This window comes from Brevundimonas sp. GW821-FHT09G01 (assembly GCF_059416065.1).
Genome location: NZ_JBWKOL010000009.1, coordinates 22,878 through 37,557, shown reverse-complemented (window position 1 = coordinate 37,557; position 14,680 = coordinate 22,878). Strand labels below are relative to the sequence as shown.

Annotated in this window: 13 protein-coding genes; 7 read left to right on the top strand and 6 right to left on the bottom strand. The window is 68.0% G+C overall.

From position 1 onward, the window contains the following. Positions 1-298 precede the first annotated feature (298 nt). A complete protein-coding gene (locus AC07NB_RS15415) occupies positions 299-463 on the top strand; it encodes a hypothetical protein (protein ID WP_291839019.1) in 165 nt (54 codons plus the stop codon). A gap of 102 nt (positions 464-565) precedes the next feature. On the opposite strand, the gene AC07NB_RS15410 is transcribed toward AC07NB_RS15415, so the two are convergent. Next, positions 566-1,024 (bottom strand): Loki-CTERM sorting domain-containing protein, encoded by a 459-nt coding sequence (locus AC07NB_RS15410; RefSeq protein ID WP_291839016.1) that lies wholly within the window; start codon positions 1,022-1,024, stop codon positions 566-568. A 72-nt stretch (positions 1,025-1,096) separates the two neighbouring features. Here AC07NB_RS15410 and AC07NB_RS15405 point away from each other — a divergent pair, with 72 nt between their 5' ends. From AC07NB_RS15405 to AC07NB_RS15390, 4 genes are all read left to right on the top strand, one after another. Next, positions 1,097-2,140: an NAD(P)H-dependent flavin oxidoreductase gene (locus AC07NB_RS15405; protein ID WP_494572111.1), complete on the top strand. Its 1,044-nt coding sequence runs from the start codon at positions 1,097-1,099 to the stop codon at positions 2,138-2,140. Positions 2,141-2,257: 117 nt separating this feature from the next. Then, positions 2,258-2,383 carry a type B 50S ribosomal protein L36 gene (ykgO, locus tag AC07NB_RS15400; RefSeq protein WP_045655953.1) on the top strand — a complete coding sequence of 42 codons (126 nt, stop codon included), beginning with the start codon at positions 2,258-2,260 and terminating at the stop codon, positions 2,381-2,383. A 202-nt stretch (positions 2,384-2,585) separates the two neighbouring features. After that, positions 2,586-2,861, top strand: a complete 276-nt coding sequence (gene gapR, locus AC07NB_RS15395) for a nucleoid-associated protein GapR (RefSeq protein ID WP_291839000.1) — start codon at positions 2,586-2,588, stop codon at positions 2,859-2,861. Positions 2,862-2,863: 2 nt separating this feature from the next. Then, on the top strand, positions 2,864-3,223 hold the full coding sequence (locus tag AC07NB_RS15390; protein ID WP_492312729.1) for a hypothetical protein: 360 nt from the start codon (positions 2,864-2,866) through the stop codon (positions 3,221-3,223). Here AC07NB_RS15390 and AC07NB_RS15385 read toward each other — a convergent pair. The 3 genes from AC07NB_RS15385 to AC07NB_RS15375 all read right to left on the bottom strand — a co-directional run bounded on the left by AC07NB_RS15385 (position 3,220) and on the right by AC07NB_RS15375 (position 9,684). Further along, positions 3,220-6,000 (bottom strand): TonB-dependent receptor, encoded by a 2,781-nt coding sequence (locus AC07NB_RS15385; RefSeq protein ID WP_494572112.1) that lies wholly within the window; start codon positions 5,998-6,000, stop codon positions 3,220-3,222. The two genes, AC07NB_RS15390 and AC07NB_RS15385, sit on opposite strands and share 4 nt — an antisense overlap. Before the next feature lie 248 nt (positions 6,001-6,248). Continuing rightward, positions 6,249-7,730: a sigma-54-dependent transcriptional regulator gene (locus AC07NB_RS15380; protein ID WP_494572113.1), complete on the bottom strand. Its 1,482-nt coding sequence runs from the start codon at positions 7,728-7,730 to the stop codon at positions 6,249-6,251. 127 nt (positions 7,731-7,857) lie between these two features. Next, positions 7,858-9,684 carry an FG-GAP repeat domain-containing protein gene (locus tag AC07NB_RS15375; protein ID WP_494572114.1) on the bottom strand — a complete coding sequence of 609 codons (1,827 nt, stop codon included), beginning with the start codon at positions 9,682-9,684 and terminating at the stop codon, positions 7,858-7,860. Positions 9,685-10,088: 404 nt separating this feature from the next. On the opposite strand from AC07NB_RS15375, the gene rplJ reads away from it, so the two are divergent. Continuing rightward, positions 10,089-10,604: a 50S ribosomal protein L10 gene (gene rplJ, locus AC07NB_RS15370; RefSeq protein WP_291835067.1), complete on the top strand. Its 516-nt coding sequence runs from the start codon at positions 10,089-10,091 to the stop codon at positions 10,602-10,604. A gap of 65 nt (positions 10,605-10,669) precedes the next feature. Beyond that, complete coding sequence (rplL, locus tag AC07NB_RS15365) at positions 10,670-11,053, top strand: 50S ribosomal protein L7/L12 (protein WP_291835063.1); 384 nt, start codon at positions 10,670-10,672, stop codon at positions 11,051-11,053. Between the two features lie 170 nt (positions 11,054-11,223). Here rplL and AC07NB_RS15360 read toward each other — a convergent pair whose 3' ends face one another. After that, a complete protein-coding gene (locus AC07NB_RS15360; protein WP_494572115.1) occupies positions 11,224-12,594 on the bottom strand; it encodes a serine hydrolase in 1,371 nt (456 codons plus the stop codon). A gap of 108 nt (positions 12,595-12,702) precedes the next feature. Further along, positions 12,703-14,664 carry a M61 family metallopeptidase gene (locus tag AC07NB_RS15355; RefSeq protein ID WP_494572116.1) on the bottom strand — a complete coding sequence of 654 codons (1,962 nt, stop codon included), beginning with the start codon at positions 14,662-14,664 and terminating at the stop codon, positions 12,703-12,705. Positions 14,665-14,680 lie beyond the last annotated feature (16 nt).

Sequence of the window (14,680 nt, the reverse complement as noted above, 5' to 3'; positions counted from 1 at the left end):
CCTGGTGGCGGAGGGGCTACGCGGCGGAGGTGCAACTCCGCAGACCCTCCGTTCAACTCGGAGGCCAGGCCTCCAGGGCGAAGCCCTGGTTTTTAGTGGCGCTAGCGCTCGCGACGCGGTCGCTCGCTGCTTGAGCGCGGATGCTGACCCTTCGGAAGTCCTATAGCGGACGCTCAAGAGGCGATTTAGAATCCGGTAACGACGCGATTGGAGAAACGCGGTGCAAAACCGGTTTGTTTTGACCTTGGCGGCGTCGGAGCGGCAGCATAGGTCAGGCAAAGGTCGAGGGGGACAAACGATGGGTCAGCTTCAGAAGTATGGCTTTCCGCTCATTGGCGCGCTTTTCCTCGCGTTAGGCGTCTTCAAGTTCCTTCAGGGTGATAGCTGGGTGGTGTGGATCATCATCGGCGTCCTGTTTGGCGGTCTGAGCGCACTCAGCCGACGTAAGGACAAGCAGCCCTGACAGTCATCCGTCAGCAGGTCTGATTGTCGTTGACGCTTCGGTTTGCCTTCGTTGAGATCCAACGAGAGGCCACTTCCTTAGGTGACTGTCGGCTCCCGACCCTTAGCCGACATCAGGCTTCCGTCGTCGTTTCGAGGCGAGGGTGATGGCGGCCAAGCCCAAAAATCCTATCATGATGCCGATCGAGAACTCGGCGTAGATGTGGTTCACAAGCCAACGCCATGTTTCATCTTCGAAGCCGGGAAAGATGCCACGGGGTTGATCGTAATAGAGAAACCTAAGGCCAGCCGCCCAGCAGACGGGCAGCCCCCCAAGCACCAAACCTACGATGATGAGCCTGTCCGCGATCCTGTCTCGCAAAAGGAACCCGCATGCACCGCACGCGGCAAACCCAGCCCACGCGAGGATCACGTGCGCACGAGCGAAAATCGCAATCTCCCATAAATCTTGCACGTCCGGCCCACCGCCGTTCAGGCCTGCTAAGACAAATGCGCAATAGGCAACCGCGCATATCGCAGCTCCGAATAACGCGACAAATCTGACAGCACGCGTCTTGGTCACGATTGAGCCTACACCTGAAAGGTCCGCAATCCACCCATTGCGGACGTGAGGGCGCGCACCTAGGTCGGGGGTATGTCCTTGCTCGACAGGCTGGCGCTTCAGATCCCGATCATCCAGGCCCCGATGGCCGGAGTGTCGACGCCGCAGATGGCGGCCGCCGTTTCGGATGCGGGCGGGCTGGGGTCCATCAGCGTGGGCGCGACGAACGCCGCCGGCGCGGCGGAGATGATCCAGGCGCTTCAGCGGCTCACCGACGCCGCCTTCAACGTCAATGTGTTCGTCCACGACTCCCCGCGTCGCGACGCGGACCTGGAGGCGGCGTGGTTGAAGGCCCTGACGCCCCTTTTCAGGGGTTTTGACGCCGAGCCGCCGTCTTCGCTCACGACGATCTATCAGAGCTTCGCCGACGACGACATGCTGGCGGTGCTGATCGACCGGGCGCCGGCCGTCGTCAGCTTCCACTTCGGCCTGCCGGATGAGGGAAAAGTCAGGGCCCTCAAGGCGGCGGGCTGCGGCCTGATCGCGACCGCGACCAGTCTGGATGAGGCGTCCAGGGCGGAGAAGGCGGGGATGGATGCGGTCGTCGCCCAGGGGTTCGAGGCCGGCGGGCACCGGGGCGTGTTCGATCCCGACGGCGACGACGCCCAGCTGGGCACGATGGCGCTGAGCCGGTTGCTTGTGAGCCAGGGGCGGCTTCCGGTGATCGCCGCCGGAGGCATCATGGACGGGCAGGGCGTTCGGGCGGCCTTGAGCCTCGGCGCGGTGGCGGCCCAGCTTGGGACCGCCTTCATCGCCTGCCCGGAGAGCGCGGCGGACCCCGCCTATCGCGCCGCGCTGCAGAGCGACGCGGCGCATCACACGGTGATGACAAGGGCCGTCTCCGGAAGGCCCGCGCGCTGCCTGCGCAATCGCTTCACGGCCTGGGGCGAAGGGGTGGGGGTCCAGGTTCCGGACTATCCCGTGGCCTATGACGCCGGGAAGGCGCTGAACGCCGCCGCCAAGGCGCAGGCGGAAGGCGGCTACGGCGCCCAATGGGCGGGCCAGGGCGCGCCCCTGGCGCGCAGCCTGCCGGCCGCCGAACTGATGCGGACCCTTGCGCGCGAGCTGGCCGCATAGGGGACGCCGGAACCGCGTCTCTCCCGGTTGACCTTCCGGCGAGTCCTCTCTATACGCACCGCTCCGCCGCAGGTCCGCCCGCGGCTTTTCTGTTTTGATTTGCCTAGGACGACGACCATGAAGGTCCGTAGCTCGCTCAAGTCGCTGAAGACCCGCCACCGCGACTGCAAGGTCGTGCGCCGCAAGGGCAAGGTCTATGTGATCAACAAGACCGACCCGCGCTTCAAAGCCAAGCAAGGCTAAGCAGCCTTCTTGCGCTAACGCGCGCGACGCGGTCGCGCGCTGCTTGAGCGCCGGGTATGAACAGGGCTGCGGACATTGTCCGCAGCCTTTTTCGCGTCCGGTGTTGAGCCATCGGCTTGGGCGTGGTTAGCGTCCGATCCAACATCGTCCACGCCGCCCTCGGGCAGGGCGCGGACCAGTTCCCTTCTTCCGGAGTTCCCCCATGGCCGATGACGCCGCCTTCGATTCGTCGCCCGACGTCCTGACCGCCACGGCCCAGGGCCGCCTGCGCTCCATCATCGAGCGCCTGGAACGCCTCGAAGAGGACAAGCAGGCCGTCATGACCGACATGAAGGAGGTCTTCGCCGAGGCCAAGGGCGAGGGCTACGACGTCAAGGTGCTGCGCAAGGTCATCCGCATCCGCAAGCAGGACAAGGCCAAGCGCCAGGAAGAGGAAGCGATCCTCGACCTGTATCTGTCGGCCCTGGGCGAAATCTGAGCCTGAAGCGGACAGGGTTCGGCGGCGGCAAGGGCGGTTCGAAGAAACCGCCCGCCAGCCCGTTCGAGGCTGAACGCAAGGCCGCCCAGCGCGCGGCCCTCAACGCATTGAAGCGCGCCCGCCGCTCGGCAGAGAAGGCGGGCGTTTCGCTGTCCGAATGGGAGGGCGAGTTCCTGGACTCGGTCTCGGAGCGGGTGAAGACCCACGGCCGCGCCTTCGGCGATCCCGAACTGGGTGCGCCGGGGCAGGCCCTGTCGTCGATGCAGGGCCGCAAGCTCAAGGAAATCACCGCCAAGGCCAACGGCGAGGAGCCGAAGCGGCGATGGGGGCGGAAGGCTCCGCCCCCCAAGGCCGACGACTAGAACAGGATCTTGCGCAGCGTCAGGCTGACCACGCGGCCCTGCGGGTCGAGATAGTCGGGCTGGTAGTTGGTCGGCACCTCGCCGGACGCCACGGAGGCCTCCGGGCGGGTGTCGAACAGGTTCTGGATGCCGAACTGGATGCGCGTCCCCTTCAGGATCGGATATTTGGCGACCCAGCTGGTGCGCTGGTTCAGATCCATGAAGAGGTTCAGGTTGACCGTGGTCTGATCGGCGAAATTCAGGTCCGGACCCGTGCCGCCGTCGACGCGGGTGCCCCCGCGCCAGTTGGCGAACATGAAGCCGCCGAAGCCGTTGCGGAACACGCCGGTGACCAGCTGCAGCTCGTTGCGCGGGCTGCCGCCGCGGGACGAGGTGGCGCCGCCGTCCAGCAGGTCGATGACCGGCAGGCCGTCGGCGATGGTGATCTCATCCTGCAGGCGGATGGTGTGGTACAGCGAGATGTTGAAGCGGCCCTGGCCGGGCTGCATCGGCGGGCCGCCGCGACCGCCGCCGCCCATGCGGATCTGCTGACCGCCCCCACCGCCGCCGCCGCCCGGACCCTCGACGCGAATCTGCATGCCGCCGCCGCCGCCGCGGGGCGGACGCATGCCGCCGGGCATGCCGGGCAAGGGCGTCTGGCCGGCCGCGGCCGGGTTCGGCGTCCCGAAGGCGCGCGAGTAGTTGATGCCGGTGCGGATGTCCTGGCGCTCGTACCTGGAGAAGTTCAGCGGGCGGGAATCGATCGCCGTCAGCACGCCGTTGACGCGGGTGAAGCGGCCCGGGAGGGCGGCCTCGAGGTCCGGGGTGATGGTGGGGAAGGCGGCCAGATAGTCGTCGGTCCGGCTCACGGTCCAGGTCGTCTGGAACGACAGGTCCTGGCTGGTCATCGGCCGCCAGGTGCCGCCGATGCGGATGACCTTGCGGTTGTCGGCGTTCAGGTTCGGGTTGCCGCCGGTGGTCTGGGTGACCAGCACGGTCCGGTTGGTGGCGAAGTCGAAGACCGGGACGTTGGGCGTGGAGACGGCCGGGTCGTTCAGTTGGCTGATGCTGGGCGCGCCCTGTTCGTCGGCATAGCTGACGAGGAAGCTGAGCGGCGCGATCGGTGACCAGTTCAGGCCGATGTTGTAGCTGGGCAGGCCGCCGAAGTCGGACAGCTCCTCATAGCCGACGGTGGCGTTGACCGAGAGATCGCCGAGGAAGGGCAGAACGTCCTGGCGGCGGCTGGCGATGGGGAGGTTGAAGGTGCCCTGGCCGTTGACGCGGTCGCGCGACTGCGAGCGGTCGGTGGTCACCAGCAGGCCGGCGTTGTCCGCCCGGGTGCTGGTGGAGTCCAGCGAGCGGGTGTCGGCGCCGAATTTGAAGGTCGAGGAGACGCCGCCGGCGGGCAGGTCGAAGATGTCGCCGTTCAGTACGACCTCGGCGCTGAGCAGTTGCGAGACCGAGTTGGCGGTGTCGTTGGGGCGACGGGTGAAGTCGGCCGGGTTCAGCGCGGCGAACGGATTGGCCGCGGCGTCGTTGGCGTTCAGGCGGGTCTGGAACGGCGTGATGTCATAGCCCCGGCCGGTGGTGGTGTCGGTCTCGGTGCGCTCGTAGTTGCCGGTCAGGGTCCAGCGCCAGTCCTCGCCGAGGAAGCCGTCGACGACCACGCCCAGCTTGGCGTTCAGCGAATCCGTCTCGCGGCGCAGGGAGGCCGCGTCGTCGATGTAACGGAAGACCTGAACGGGGCCCGCGAACGGCGAGTAGGTGTTGGTGTCCGAGAGACTCAGGTTGACGCCCGGCAGGCCGTTGAAGCTGCGGCTGGAGTTGTCCTCGATGCTGCCGCTGACGGTGGCCTGGGTGGTGCTGTTGAGGTCGCGCTTCATCGTGCCGCGAACGGTGGTGCGCTCGCTTTCCGACAGCAGGGTGCGATAGGCGCCCAGGTCGCCGGTGCGCGGACCGCCGCCGGCGGCGGCGATGAAGTCCGCGAGGGTCGGGGTGGTGGTCGAACCCGGAACCCGGGTGATCGCGCCCAGCGCGGGATCGATCACGGTGCAGGTGGCCGGATTGGCCGTCAGACAGCCGGGGGAATAGCCGGGGCTGGTGACGTTGCCGATCAGGTCATAGGGCGTGGAGCCCGCCTGGCGGGTGATGTCCCGCTCGGATTCGAACAGGGGGGTGGAGCGCTCGTGCTCGGCGTCCATCGACCAGCGGTTCGAGCCGCTGATGCGCAGGACGTTGCCCTCGATCTCGGCCGTGGTGCGGCCGCCCTGGGTCGGGCCTCGGGCGGTGAGCTCGCCGGTGATGGAGTTGAAATTGGCCTTGAGGACGAAGTTCACCACCCGCTGCTCTGCGCGGTAGCCGAACTGCAGGGCGACCTGCTCGGGCAGGATGTCGGTGCGCTCGATGGCCTCGGTCGGGATGCCCTGGATTTCCTGGAAGCCCGAGATGCGGCGGCCGTTGACCAGGAAGACCGGCTGCAGGTCGGTGCGGCCGCTGGAGCTGCGGGTCAGCGGCTCCAGATAGGTCATCAGCTCGGCGATGTTCGAGGCGCCGTAGGCCTGGATCTGCTCGGCCGAAAGGGTGACGTCGGCGGGGATGTCGGTGTCGACGCTGCCGCGCGGGCGGGCGCCGACGACCGAGACGGTGCCCAGGTCATAGGCGTCGTCGTCCTCGGCCGGCGTGGCCGGGGCGGCGGTGGTCGGGGCCGGCGGCTGCTGCGGCGGCGTCTGCGGCGGGGTCGGCGCGGTCTGAATCACGCCGGCGAGGAGGCCGGACAGCGCGGTGGTCACAAGCAGCATTCGTGGGGCCTCGGGGGGAGAAGAAACTGAGCAGCAAACGTGCGGCGCCTGTGTTTCCGTCGCATTTCAGCGATGAAACCGAGAGTTGCCCGCCAGTCCGCACCTCGTCTTCAAGGGCGTTGCATGCCGACGCCAATGAACTTTAGTTCAGACTTGGGACTTCCCCGGGGCGTTGCCGATTTGCTCCACGCCGGCGTGGAGCGAAATCTGAGCCGAGCCGGACTGCGCCCAGCTCGACCGATTTCGCTTTAGCCCGCGTCCTTGAGCGCGCCTTCGAGGCCCTGTTCCCGCACCTTGCGGTAGAGGGTCGAGCGGCCGATGCCGAGGCGGCGCGCGATCTCGGACATATGGCCGGCGTAGACCTCGATGGCGTGCTGGATGAGGTCGCGCTCGATCTCCTCCAGGGTCCGCAGGTGTCCGCGATCGTCGAGGATGCGGATCGGCGTGTCCGGCAAGGGCGGCAGGTCGATGTCGGAGGGGTAGGGCTGAGCGGCCGCGGGCGCGCCCTCCGTCTCATGGCTGTCGCCATGAGCCACCTCCCCCATGGGGGGGGAGGAGAGGCCGGAGATGGCCGGGAAGTCGTGCGGCTGCAGGAAGGGGGCGTCGGCCAGGATGATGGCGCGATAGACCGCGTTCTCGAGCTGGCGGACGTTGCCGGGCCAGTCGAAGGCGGTCAGCAGGACCAGGGTCTCGCCCGACAGGCCGGCGACGCGCTTGCCTTCCTCGATGTTGAACCGGGCGATGAAGTGGTCGACCAGGGCCGGGATGTCCTCGCGCCGTTCGCGCAGGGCCGGGGCCTCGATGGGGAAGACGTTCAGGCGATAGAAGAGGTCCTCGCGGAAGCGGCCGTCGCGCACCTGTTCGGCCAGGTCGCGGTTGGTGGCCGAGATGATGCGGACATCGACCTTGACCGAGCGCTTGGAGCCGACGGGGTCGATCTCGCCTTCCTGGAGCGCGCGCAGCAGCTTGACCTGCATGTCCAGCGGCAGTTCGCCGATCTCGTCCAGGAACAGGGTGCCGCCCGAGGCCTCGGCGAACTTGCCCAGGTGCTTGTCGGTGGCGCCGGTGAAGCTGCCCTTCTCGTGGCCGAAGAGGATCGATTCCACGAGATTGACGGGCAGGGCGCCGCAGTTGACGGCCACGAAGGGCTTGCCCGAGCGGTCCGAGGCGCCGTGCAGGGCGCGGGCGATGACTTCCTTGCCGACGCCGCTTTCGCCGGTGATCAGCACCGGAATGCCCGATTTGGCGGCGCGGGCGCCCAGCGACTTGACCATGCGCATGGGCGCGCTCTGGCCCACCAGGTCGTCGAAGGAGGTGCGGCCGGAATGGTGTTTCTTCAGGCGGCCGACCTCGGCCGTCAGCTGCGTGAGCTGCAGGGCGTTGCGGACGCCGACCAGAAGGCGTTCGGCGGAGACCGGCTTGACGAAGAAGTCCTGGGCCCCGGCCTGCATGGCCTTGACGACCGCATCGACGCCGCCGTTGGCCGTCAGGACGATGACGGGGGTGCCGACGCCGGCGGTGCGGATCTCGGCCAGGGCCTCCATGCCGCTCATGCCCGGCATGACCATGTCGAGCAGGACCACGTCGGCCCCGCCGCCCTTGGTCAGGCGGTCGATGGCCTCGCCGCCGCTCTCGGCATGGACGACGACGTAACCCTCGCGCTCGAGCACCGCCTGCGCGATGCGGCGCTGGGTCGGATCGTCGTCAACGACAAGTACGGTCTTCGCCATGCGGGCGGCCCCTGTTCCATCACGTCCGGCCAGCTCTCAATGGTGGAGCTGGCTCATTCCGGGACGTTTTAGGCCTCACAAGGTGAAGATCGGGTGGTCGGGCAGGGTGAGCGGGGGGTTAACGGGGCTAGTCGATGACCGCCGAGGCCGCCTCACACTGCCGGTTCTTTATCAAGCCGCCGGACCGGTTCCCGGCAATTTCCAGATCGGGCCACTCCGAGTCCACGGGGCGGACCTGACCCTTGCGCAGGGCGTCTCGAGGGTCGGTCCGCTGGCGCGCACCTTCCGGTATGCACCAGTCGTGCGCCCAGGCGCCGACGGCGGTCCACGTGTTGTCCCGAAGGGTCCAGAACTGGATCGCACTACTGTTCGCGATCAGGACTTCCGGACGGCCGTCGCCGTTCAGGTCGATCGGGCTGGCCACGCAGGCGCCGGCGGTGTTGCAGACCTGGACGCGGTCGTCGGTGGGCCGGAGCGCTTTCGCGAATCCGTCGGGCAGGCGGGCGCCGGCGGGAACCACCTCGTAGATCGGGATGAAGTCGGGCGCGCCCACGTCGGGGACCTCCCTGCGATGGTCGATGGCTTTCATATTGCGGGCGCTGCGGGCGACCAGCGGATCGGAGGACCGGGTCAGCCGCTCCAGCGCCGCCTCGCCGGCCTTGCCGCTTTCGAAGCGCAGGAAGCGGTAGTCGAACTGGTCCGGCTTGACCGCGCCGCGCTCCAGCCGGGCGACCTGATCGGCAACGGACAGACGGGCCGGGTCGGCGATGGGGCTGAACAGGGCCAGGATGACGGCGACCTCGAGCACGGCGGTGATGACGTTGGTGCGCTCCAGCGGTTGCATCCAGTCGGCGCCCTTGCGCCAGAAGGGCTGAAGGGCGGCGAAGCCGTAGCCGGCGGCATAGGCCGCGCCGATGACGGCGCAGGCGAAGGCGATGATCCGGTCCGGCGTCAGGCCGTGCTGGCCGATGCGCAGGGCCAGACCCCAGAAGGCCAGGATGACCAGCGGCGTCAGCAGCACTGAGGCGACCCTCACCGCCCAGCGCAGGATGACCGGCGGCAGATTGTCCGCCCGGCCGTCCTGATAGGCGGTGTTGATCAGGATGATCAGGGCGGCGGCGGCGGCGAGCACCAGGGCGGTGGCGCTGCCGGTGTTCCACAGGCCGTCCAGGCCGGTGAAGGGCAGGGCGGCCAGGAAGCCCGCGGCCAGCACGGTCATGAGCAGCAGCAGCCAGGACAGCAGCATCAGCGCCACGCTGCGCACGCCCCGGATCAGTCCGTCGCGCACGTCGGTCAGGTGCACGGCCACGGCGAACATCAGGGTGGTGATCGGGATGGCGAACCATTCCTGCCGGATCAGGTCCTCAAGGAACTTCAGCCCGATGACGTTGAACAGGGCCGCGCCGAGGTGGAGCAGGATCCAGAAGGCGCCGGTGAAGCCGATGGACAGGGCCAGCTGGACGCCGGCCTTCCAGGCGGTGTCGAAATAGGTCGGGAAGGCCGCGATCCAGCGCCGCTCCATGTCCGCGCCGAGGACCAGGTGGTGGCCGATGAACAGGGCGGCGGCCGCGAACAGCGGCATGGGCATGTTCAGGAAGGGGGGATATTCCCGCGGGCCGTAGCCCGGCGAGGTCGCCTGGGACGCCACATTGTGCCAGCCCAGCAACGCCAGGAAGGCGACGGCGCCGAGCCCCCAGAGCAGCAGGGTCGCCGGGCGCATGCGGCCCACGCCGGCCAGCATCAGGACCGGGACCATGACCAGGATCAGCGCCAGTGGTCCGAACAGCTCCGGAACGGTGGCGGGCCAGCTGTAGGGCGGATTATCCGCGGTCTGGTAGAGCCACCACAGGGCCGCGCCCTGGATCAGGCCGATCGCCAATCGGGCTCCGATCAGCAGCGGCGATCCCGTGCGGCCCAGGCTGTTGCGGCCCGTGGCTTCGATGGCGTCGGTCATGCGGGGCTCCCCACCCTTGATCGGCGGCGATCCTGCCCCGGATCGCGGTCCGCGTCTTGAGGATTTCCCGTGCAGACGCCCTGTGCAGTCGCTGACGGCTTGAGTTTGCGGCGATTGCGTGTATAGAGCGCGCCTTCTCCGTCGCTGCCTTCGGGACGCGGCGGTCCTGTCCGAGAACTTCGGGGCGTGGGGGTCACCCATGCCGTAACTGTCAGAGAGCCCTCTGGCGCCGTGGGGAGATGGGGATGCAGACGACCGCCGTCACCCGGTTTTTTCGGGCGTACGGGGTTCGAGCTTCCTTCGGACAATACGACCGGCCTGAACGCTTCGCAGCGATGCGCGGCGCTTTGGCCATACGCTTCCGGGAATAAGCCCGAAGGCGAGTACCAAGACTGGAGACCGCAATGGACCGCGCACAAAAAGCCGAGTCGATCGAAACGCTGAAGGGCGTTTTCGCCGACGCGGGCGCCGTGGTCGTGACCCACAACCTGGGTCTGACCGTTGCGGATATGGAAGATCTGCGTGGCCGTCTTCGTAAAGAAGGCGGCGCGTTCAAGGTGGTCAAGAACCGCCTGGCGCTGAAGGCGCTCGAAGCCGCTGAAGGCAGCGACTACCACGGCCTGTTCAAGGGTCCCGTGGGCATCGCCTATGCCGACGACGCGGTGACGGCCGCCAAGGTCACCGCCGAATTCGCCAAGGGCAACGACAAGTTCGTCGTCCTGGGCGGCTTCATGGGTGACAAGGTTCTGGACGCGAAGGGCGTGGAGGTTCTCTCCAAACTGCCGTCGCTGGATCAGATCCGCGCGTCGTTCCTCGGCCTGCTCAGCACGCCCGCGACCCGCATCGCCGGCGTCGTGCAAGCCCCGGCCGGCCAACTGGCTCGCGTTTTCAACGCCTACGCCACGAAGGACGCCGCGTAAGCGGAACCGCCTCTTTCATCTCTGCAAAAACTCTCTGAACCCAATTCCTCCGAAGGAAACTGACTATGACCGACCTGACCAAGATCGTCGAAGACCTGTCCAAGCTGACCGTCCTCGAAGCCGCTGAACTGTCCAAGCTGCTGGAAGAAAAGTGGGGCGTCAGCGCCGCTGCTCCGGTCGCCGTGGCCGCTGTCGGCGGCGGCGCCGCCGCTCCGGCCGAAGCTGCTGAAGAGCAAACCGAGTTCACCGTCGTCCTGATCGACGGCGGCGACAAGAAGATCAACGTCATCAAGGAAGTCCGTGGCGTGCGTTCGGACCTGGGTCTGAAGGAAGCCAAGGACCTGGTCGAAGGCGCTCCGCAGAACGTCGTCGAGAACGTCTCGAAGCAAGCCGCCGACGAAGTCGCCAAGAAGCTCACGGAAGCCGGCGCCAAGGTCCAGATCAAGTAAGACGGACCTTCTCCCTCCCCCGAAGTGGGGAGGGGCGATCGCGCAGCGATCGGGGTGGAGATGTTTCGACGTTCCCCACCCTGTCGTCGCTACGCTCCGACTGTCCCTCCCCATAAAGGGGAGGGAGAAGACGGGCCGGGGAGAAATCCCCGGCCCGTTTTCTTTTGAGGTTATTTCTTCGGCGCGGGCATGTCCCGGCCGTTCTGGTGCAGGACGAGGCCGGAGACCGCGCCCGCCGCGTCGCGGGTGAAGGTGATGCGGGCGTCGACGACGCGCACGAAGAAGGCGTCCGGGGCCTCGGCGAACAGTTCGAACGGCGGCTGGCCGGTCGCCACGCCCATCAGCTTGCCGTCCACGACAGACACGGTGATGGCGAAGGTCGGGGCCAGTTCGTAGACGCCGACATAGGCTTGCAGCGCTTCCGCTCCGAGGGTGACGGCCTGGCGTTCACCGGGCAGGGAGACGGTTCCGCCCCGCGCCAGCGTCATCAGGTCGGCGCCCAGCTTGTCCGACTCGGGCCCGTTCAGATTGCCCAGCACGATGACGGTCATGCCGCCGGCGGTGTCATGACCCATCCAGGTGTTGAAGCCCTCGATGCCGCCGTTGTGGCGAACGATCGAGCCTTCGCCGGCGCGCTCGACCTCCAGGCCCATGGCGTAGTCGTTCCGCACGGGCGTGATCAGCTGCGCGAGCGAGGCCGGGTTGAGGATCCGTCCGCCGAACAGGCCCTGTTCCCACTTCAGGAGGTCGCGCGTGGTGGAGTACAGGCCGCCGGCGCCCTGCGGGACGCTCATGTCGATATAGTCGGCGTTGACGACGCCCTGGGCGGACGGAGTGTAGCCCGAGGCCCGGCGGGGCAGGATGGCGGCGTGGCTGTCATAGCCGCTGTCGGTCATGCCGAGGGGCTGGAACAGGGCTTCCGACACGAAGGCGGCGTAGGGCTTGCCGCTGACCCGTTCGATGACGGCGGTCAGCAGGACATAGCCGGAGTTGGAGTAGGCCCAGCCCCGGCCCGGCTGGAAGTCGAGCGGGCGGTCGCGGAAGCGGGCGATCAGCTCCGGCAGCGTCGTCGCCACGGTCTTGGTGGCCGCGAAGTCGTCGAAGGCGGTGAAGTTGGGAATGCCGGAGGTGTGCGTCAGCAGATGCCGGACGGTGACCTGGTCCCATGCCGCCGGGGCGTCCGGCAGATAGGTCTTCAGGGGCGCGTCCAGATCCAGTTGTCCGCGCTGGCTGAGCAGGACGGCGGCGACGGCGGTGAACTGCTTGCTGACCGAGGCGAGGCGGAATTTGGTGTCGCCGTCGTTGGGGATGGCCCATTCGCGGTTGGCCATGCCGTAGCCCCGGTCCAGCAGGACCTCGCCGCCGCGGGCGACCAGGACCGAACCCGCGAAAGCATCGCGCGCGGCGGCTTCGCTGAGGATCTGCTCCATGCGGCCGACATCCTGGGCCAGGACAGGACCGGCGCTCAGCGCGAGCGCGGTCAGCGTCGTGAGCAGCAGGCGGGTGCGAAGACCCGGGCGGGAAAGACTACGATTGAACACTGGAACCCCTTTCAAGCGTGACAGTCACGCTGGCGAGAGAAGAGGCGGCCGGCCCGTCTCATGGATGCAGGCCGCCCCATTATGTTTCCGTAATCCGGTCTCCCGCGATCAGCGCCGGCGCGGGGCGAAGATGTCGGCCAGCCGGTCGCGGGTCCCCGGGATGCGGACCAGACGCGGATAGCGCAGGCCGCCGTGGTAGTCGAAGGACAGGGTGCGGAACTCGTCGCCGCGTTTGACCACCAGCCGGATCGGTTCGGCGCTGGTCTTGGCGGCGGTGACGGCGGCGCGCAGGGCCGCGGGCGAGGCCGTGCGGTCGCCGACGGCCACCAGGTCCCAGCCCGCGCCGAGCCCCTCGGCGAAGGCGAGCGAGCCCCAGCGCACGCCGGTGATGCGGTTGCCGGCGCCCAGGTTGAAGCCGAGCGAATACTGGAAGTCGCTCGCCCAGCCGCCCAGCATGCGCCTCTCGACCGGCGTCAGGTCGTCGACCCAGGTCAGGCGCCAGCCCGCGCGCTCCAGCCCGTCCAGCGGCGCCTTGGCGTCCGGCCCGACGGCGTCCAGGCGGGTGCGCAGGAAGGTCGCCCAGTCGTGCGGATGCACCGCGTTCAGGGTCGTGACCACATCCTCGAACGTATACGGCCGCGCTTCCCAGACGCCGTCCTCGACCCCGAAGAAGGCCTTGGCGAAGTCGTCCAGCGACTTGCGCTCGCCGGTCTCGGCCCGGATCAGGGTGTCGGCGTCCAGCCAGATCAGCAGGGCCTCGCGGTAGTAGTCGCCGGTGCCGCGCATCCACGACGACCACGGATTGGTCGTGCGATAGCCCAGCAGATTGTGGTTGGTGGTGTCCTGCAGCGCCCGCCACTGGCGACCCGGCTGCTGGTCGTAGAAGCCCGCGACCTCGGCCAGGTTGATGACGGCCTCCTCGACCGTGCCGAGGCCCGAGCGCGGGGTCAGGACGTCGCCCCAGTATTCGGTCTGGCCCTCATAGACCCACATCAGGCTGTTCTGGGTCGGGACGTTGAGGTTGGGCACGTACTCGTCGGCGGGACGGCGGAATTTGCCGTTCCAGCTGTGGGTGTACTCGTGCGGCAGCAGGCCGCGCGCGCCGTAGGCGGGATTGGCGCTGGAGAAGTAGTTGGGCGCGCCCGTGTTTTCGGACGAGCGGTGATGCTCCAGCCCGATGCCGCCCAGCTTGTCGGTCATCGCGAACAGGAATTCGTAGCGGTCGAAATGCCGGGCGCCGAACAGATGGTCAGCCTGGTCGATCAGGGCCTCGTACCTGGCCGTCCACTCGGGCGTGATGTTGACCGAGGCGGCGGTGTCGCCGACCAGGTTCAGATGCACCGGCGACCGACCGCCCGGATCGATGTCGATGCGGCGATAGTGCTTGCCCGCGAACATGGGGCTGTCGGCCAGATGCTCCAGCGATATGGGGGCGAAGGTCGCCACGTCGCCCTCGCGCCGCGTGGTGGTCAGGGCCACGCCGTAGTCCCAGCCCGCCGGCAGCACGACCGAGGGGGCGAAGGTGATCCGGCTCTGGGCGTAGCCCGCCGGATAGAGCAGGGCCTTCTCCCACTGCAGGTTGACGATCTCGGGCGTCATGACCACGCGCCAGACGGCGTTGTCCGGCTGGGTCAGCCACTCGAACGCGACCTCGATGGTCGAGACCCCCGCCGGGATGTCCAGGTGGAAGGCGTGCGGATCGACGGTGTCGCGCACCCACTCGATCCGCCGTCCATTGCCGGTGACGGTGACGCCGGAGATCAGCTGGATCGGGCCGGTGTCGGCGTGGTTGCCGGGGATGTATTTCGGATACTGCAGCACCAGATGCCCGGCCGCGACCGGGATGGTCTGGCGGGTGCGGATGATCTTGTGGTCCAGGTCCGTCAGGTCGACGCGGATGCCGATGACGCCCGGATAGTCGCGGTCCTGCGGCGCCGGAATCGGCGGCAGGGCGTGCGGCAGGCTGGTGGGCGCGGGCAGGGGCGTCTGCGCCTGCGAGGCGGGGCTCTGGGCCAGGGCGGGCAGGGCCGTCGAGGCGAGCAGAAGGGCGAGGGCGGCGGGCTTCAGCATGCGGTCGGTCCTCGGA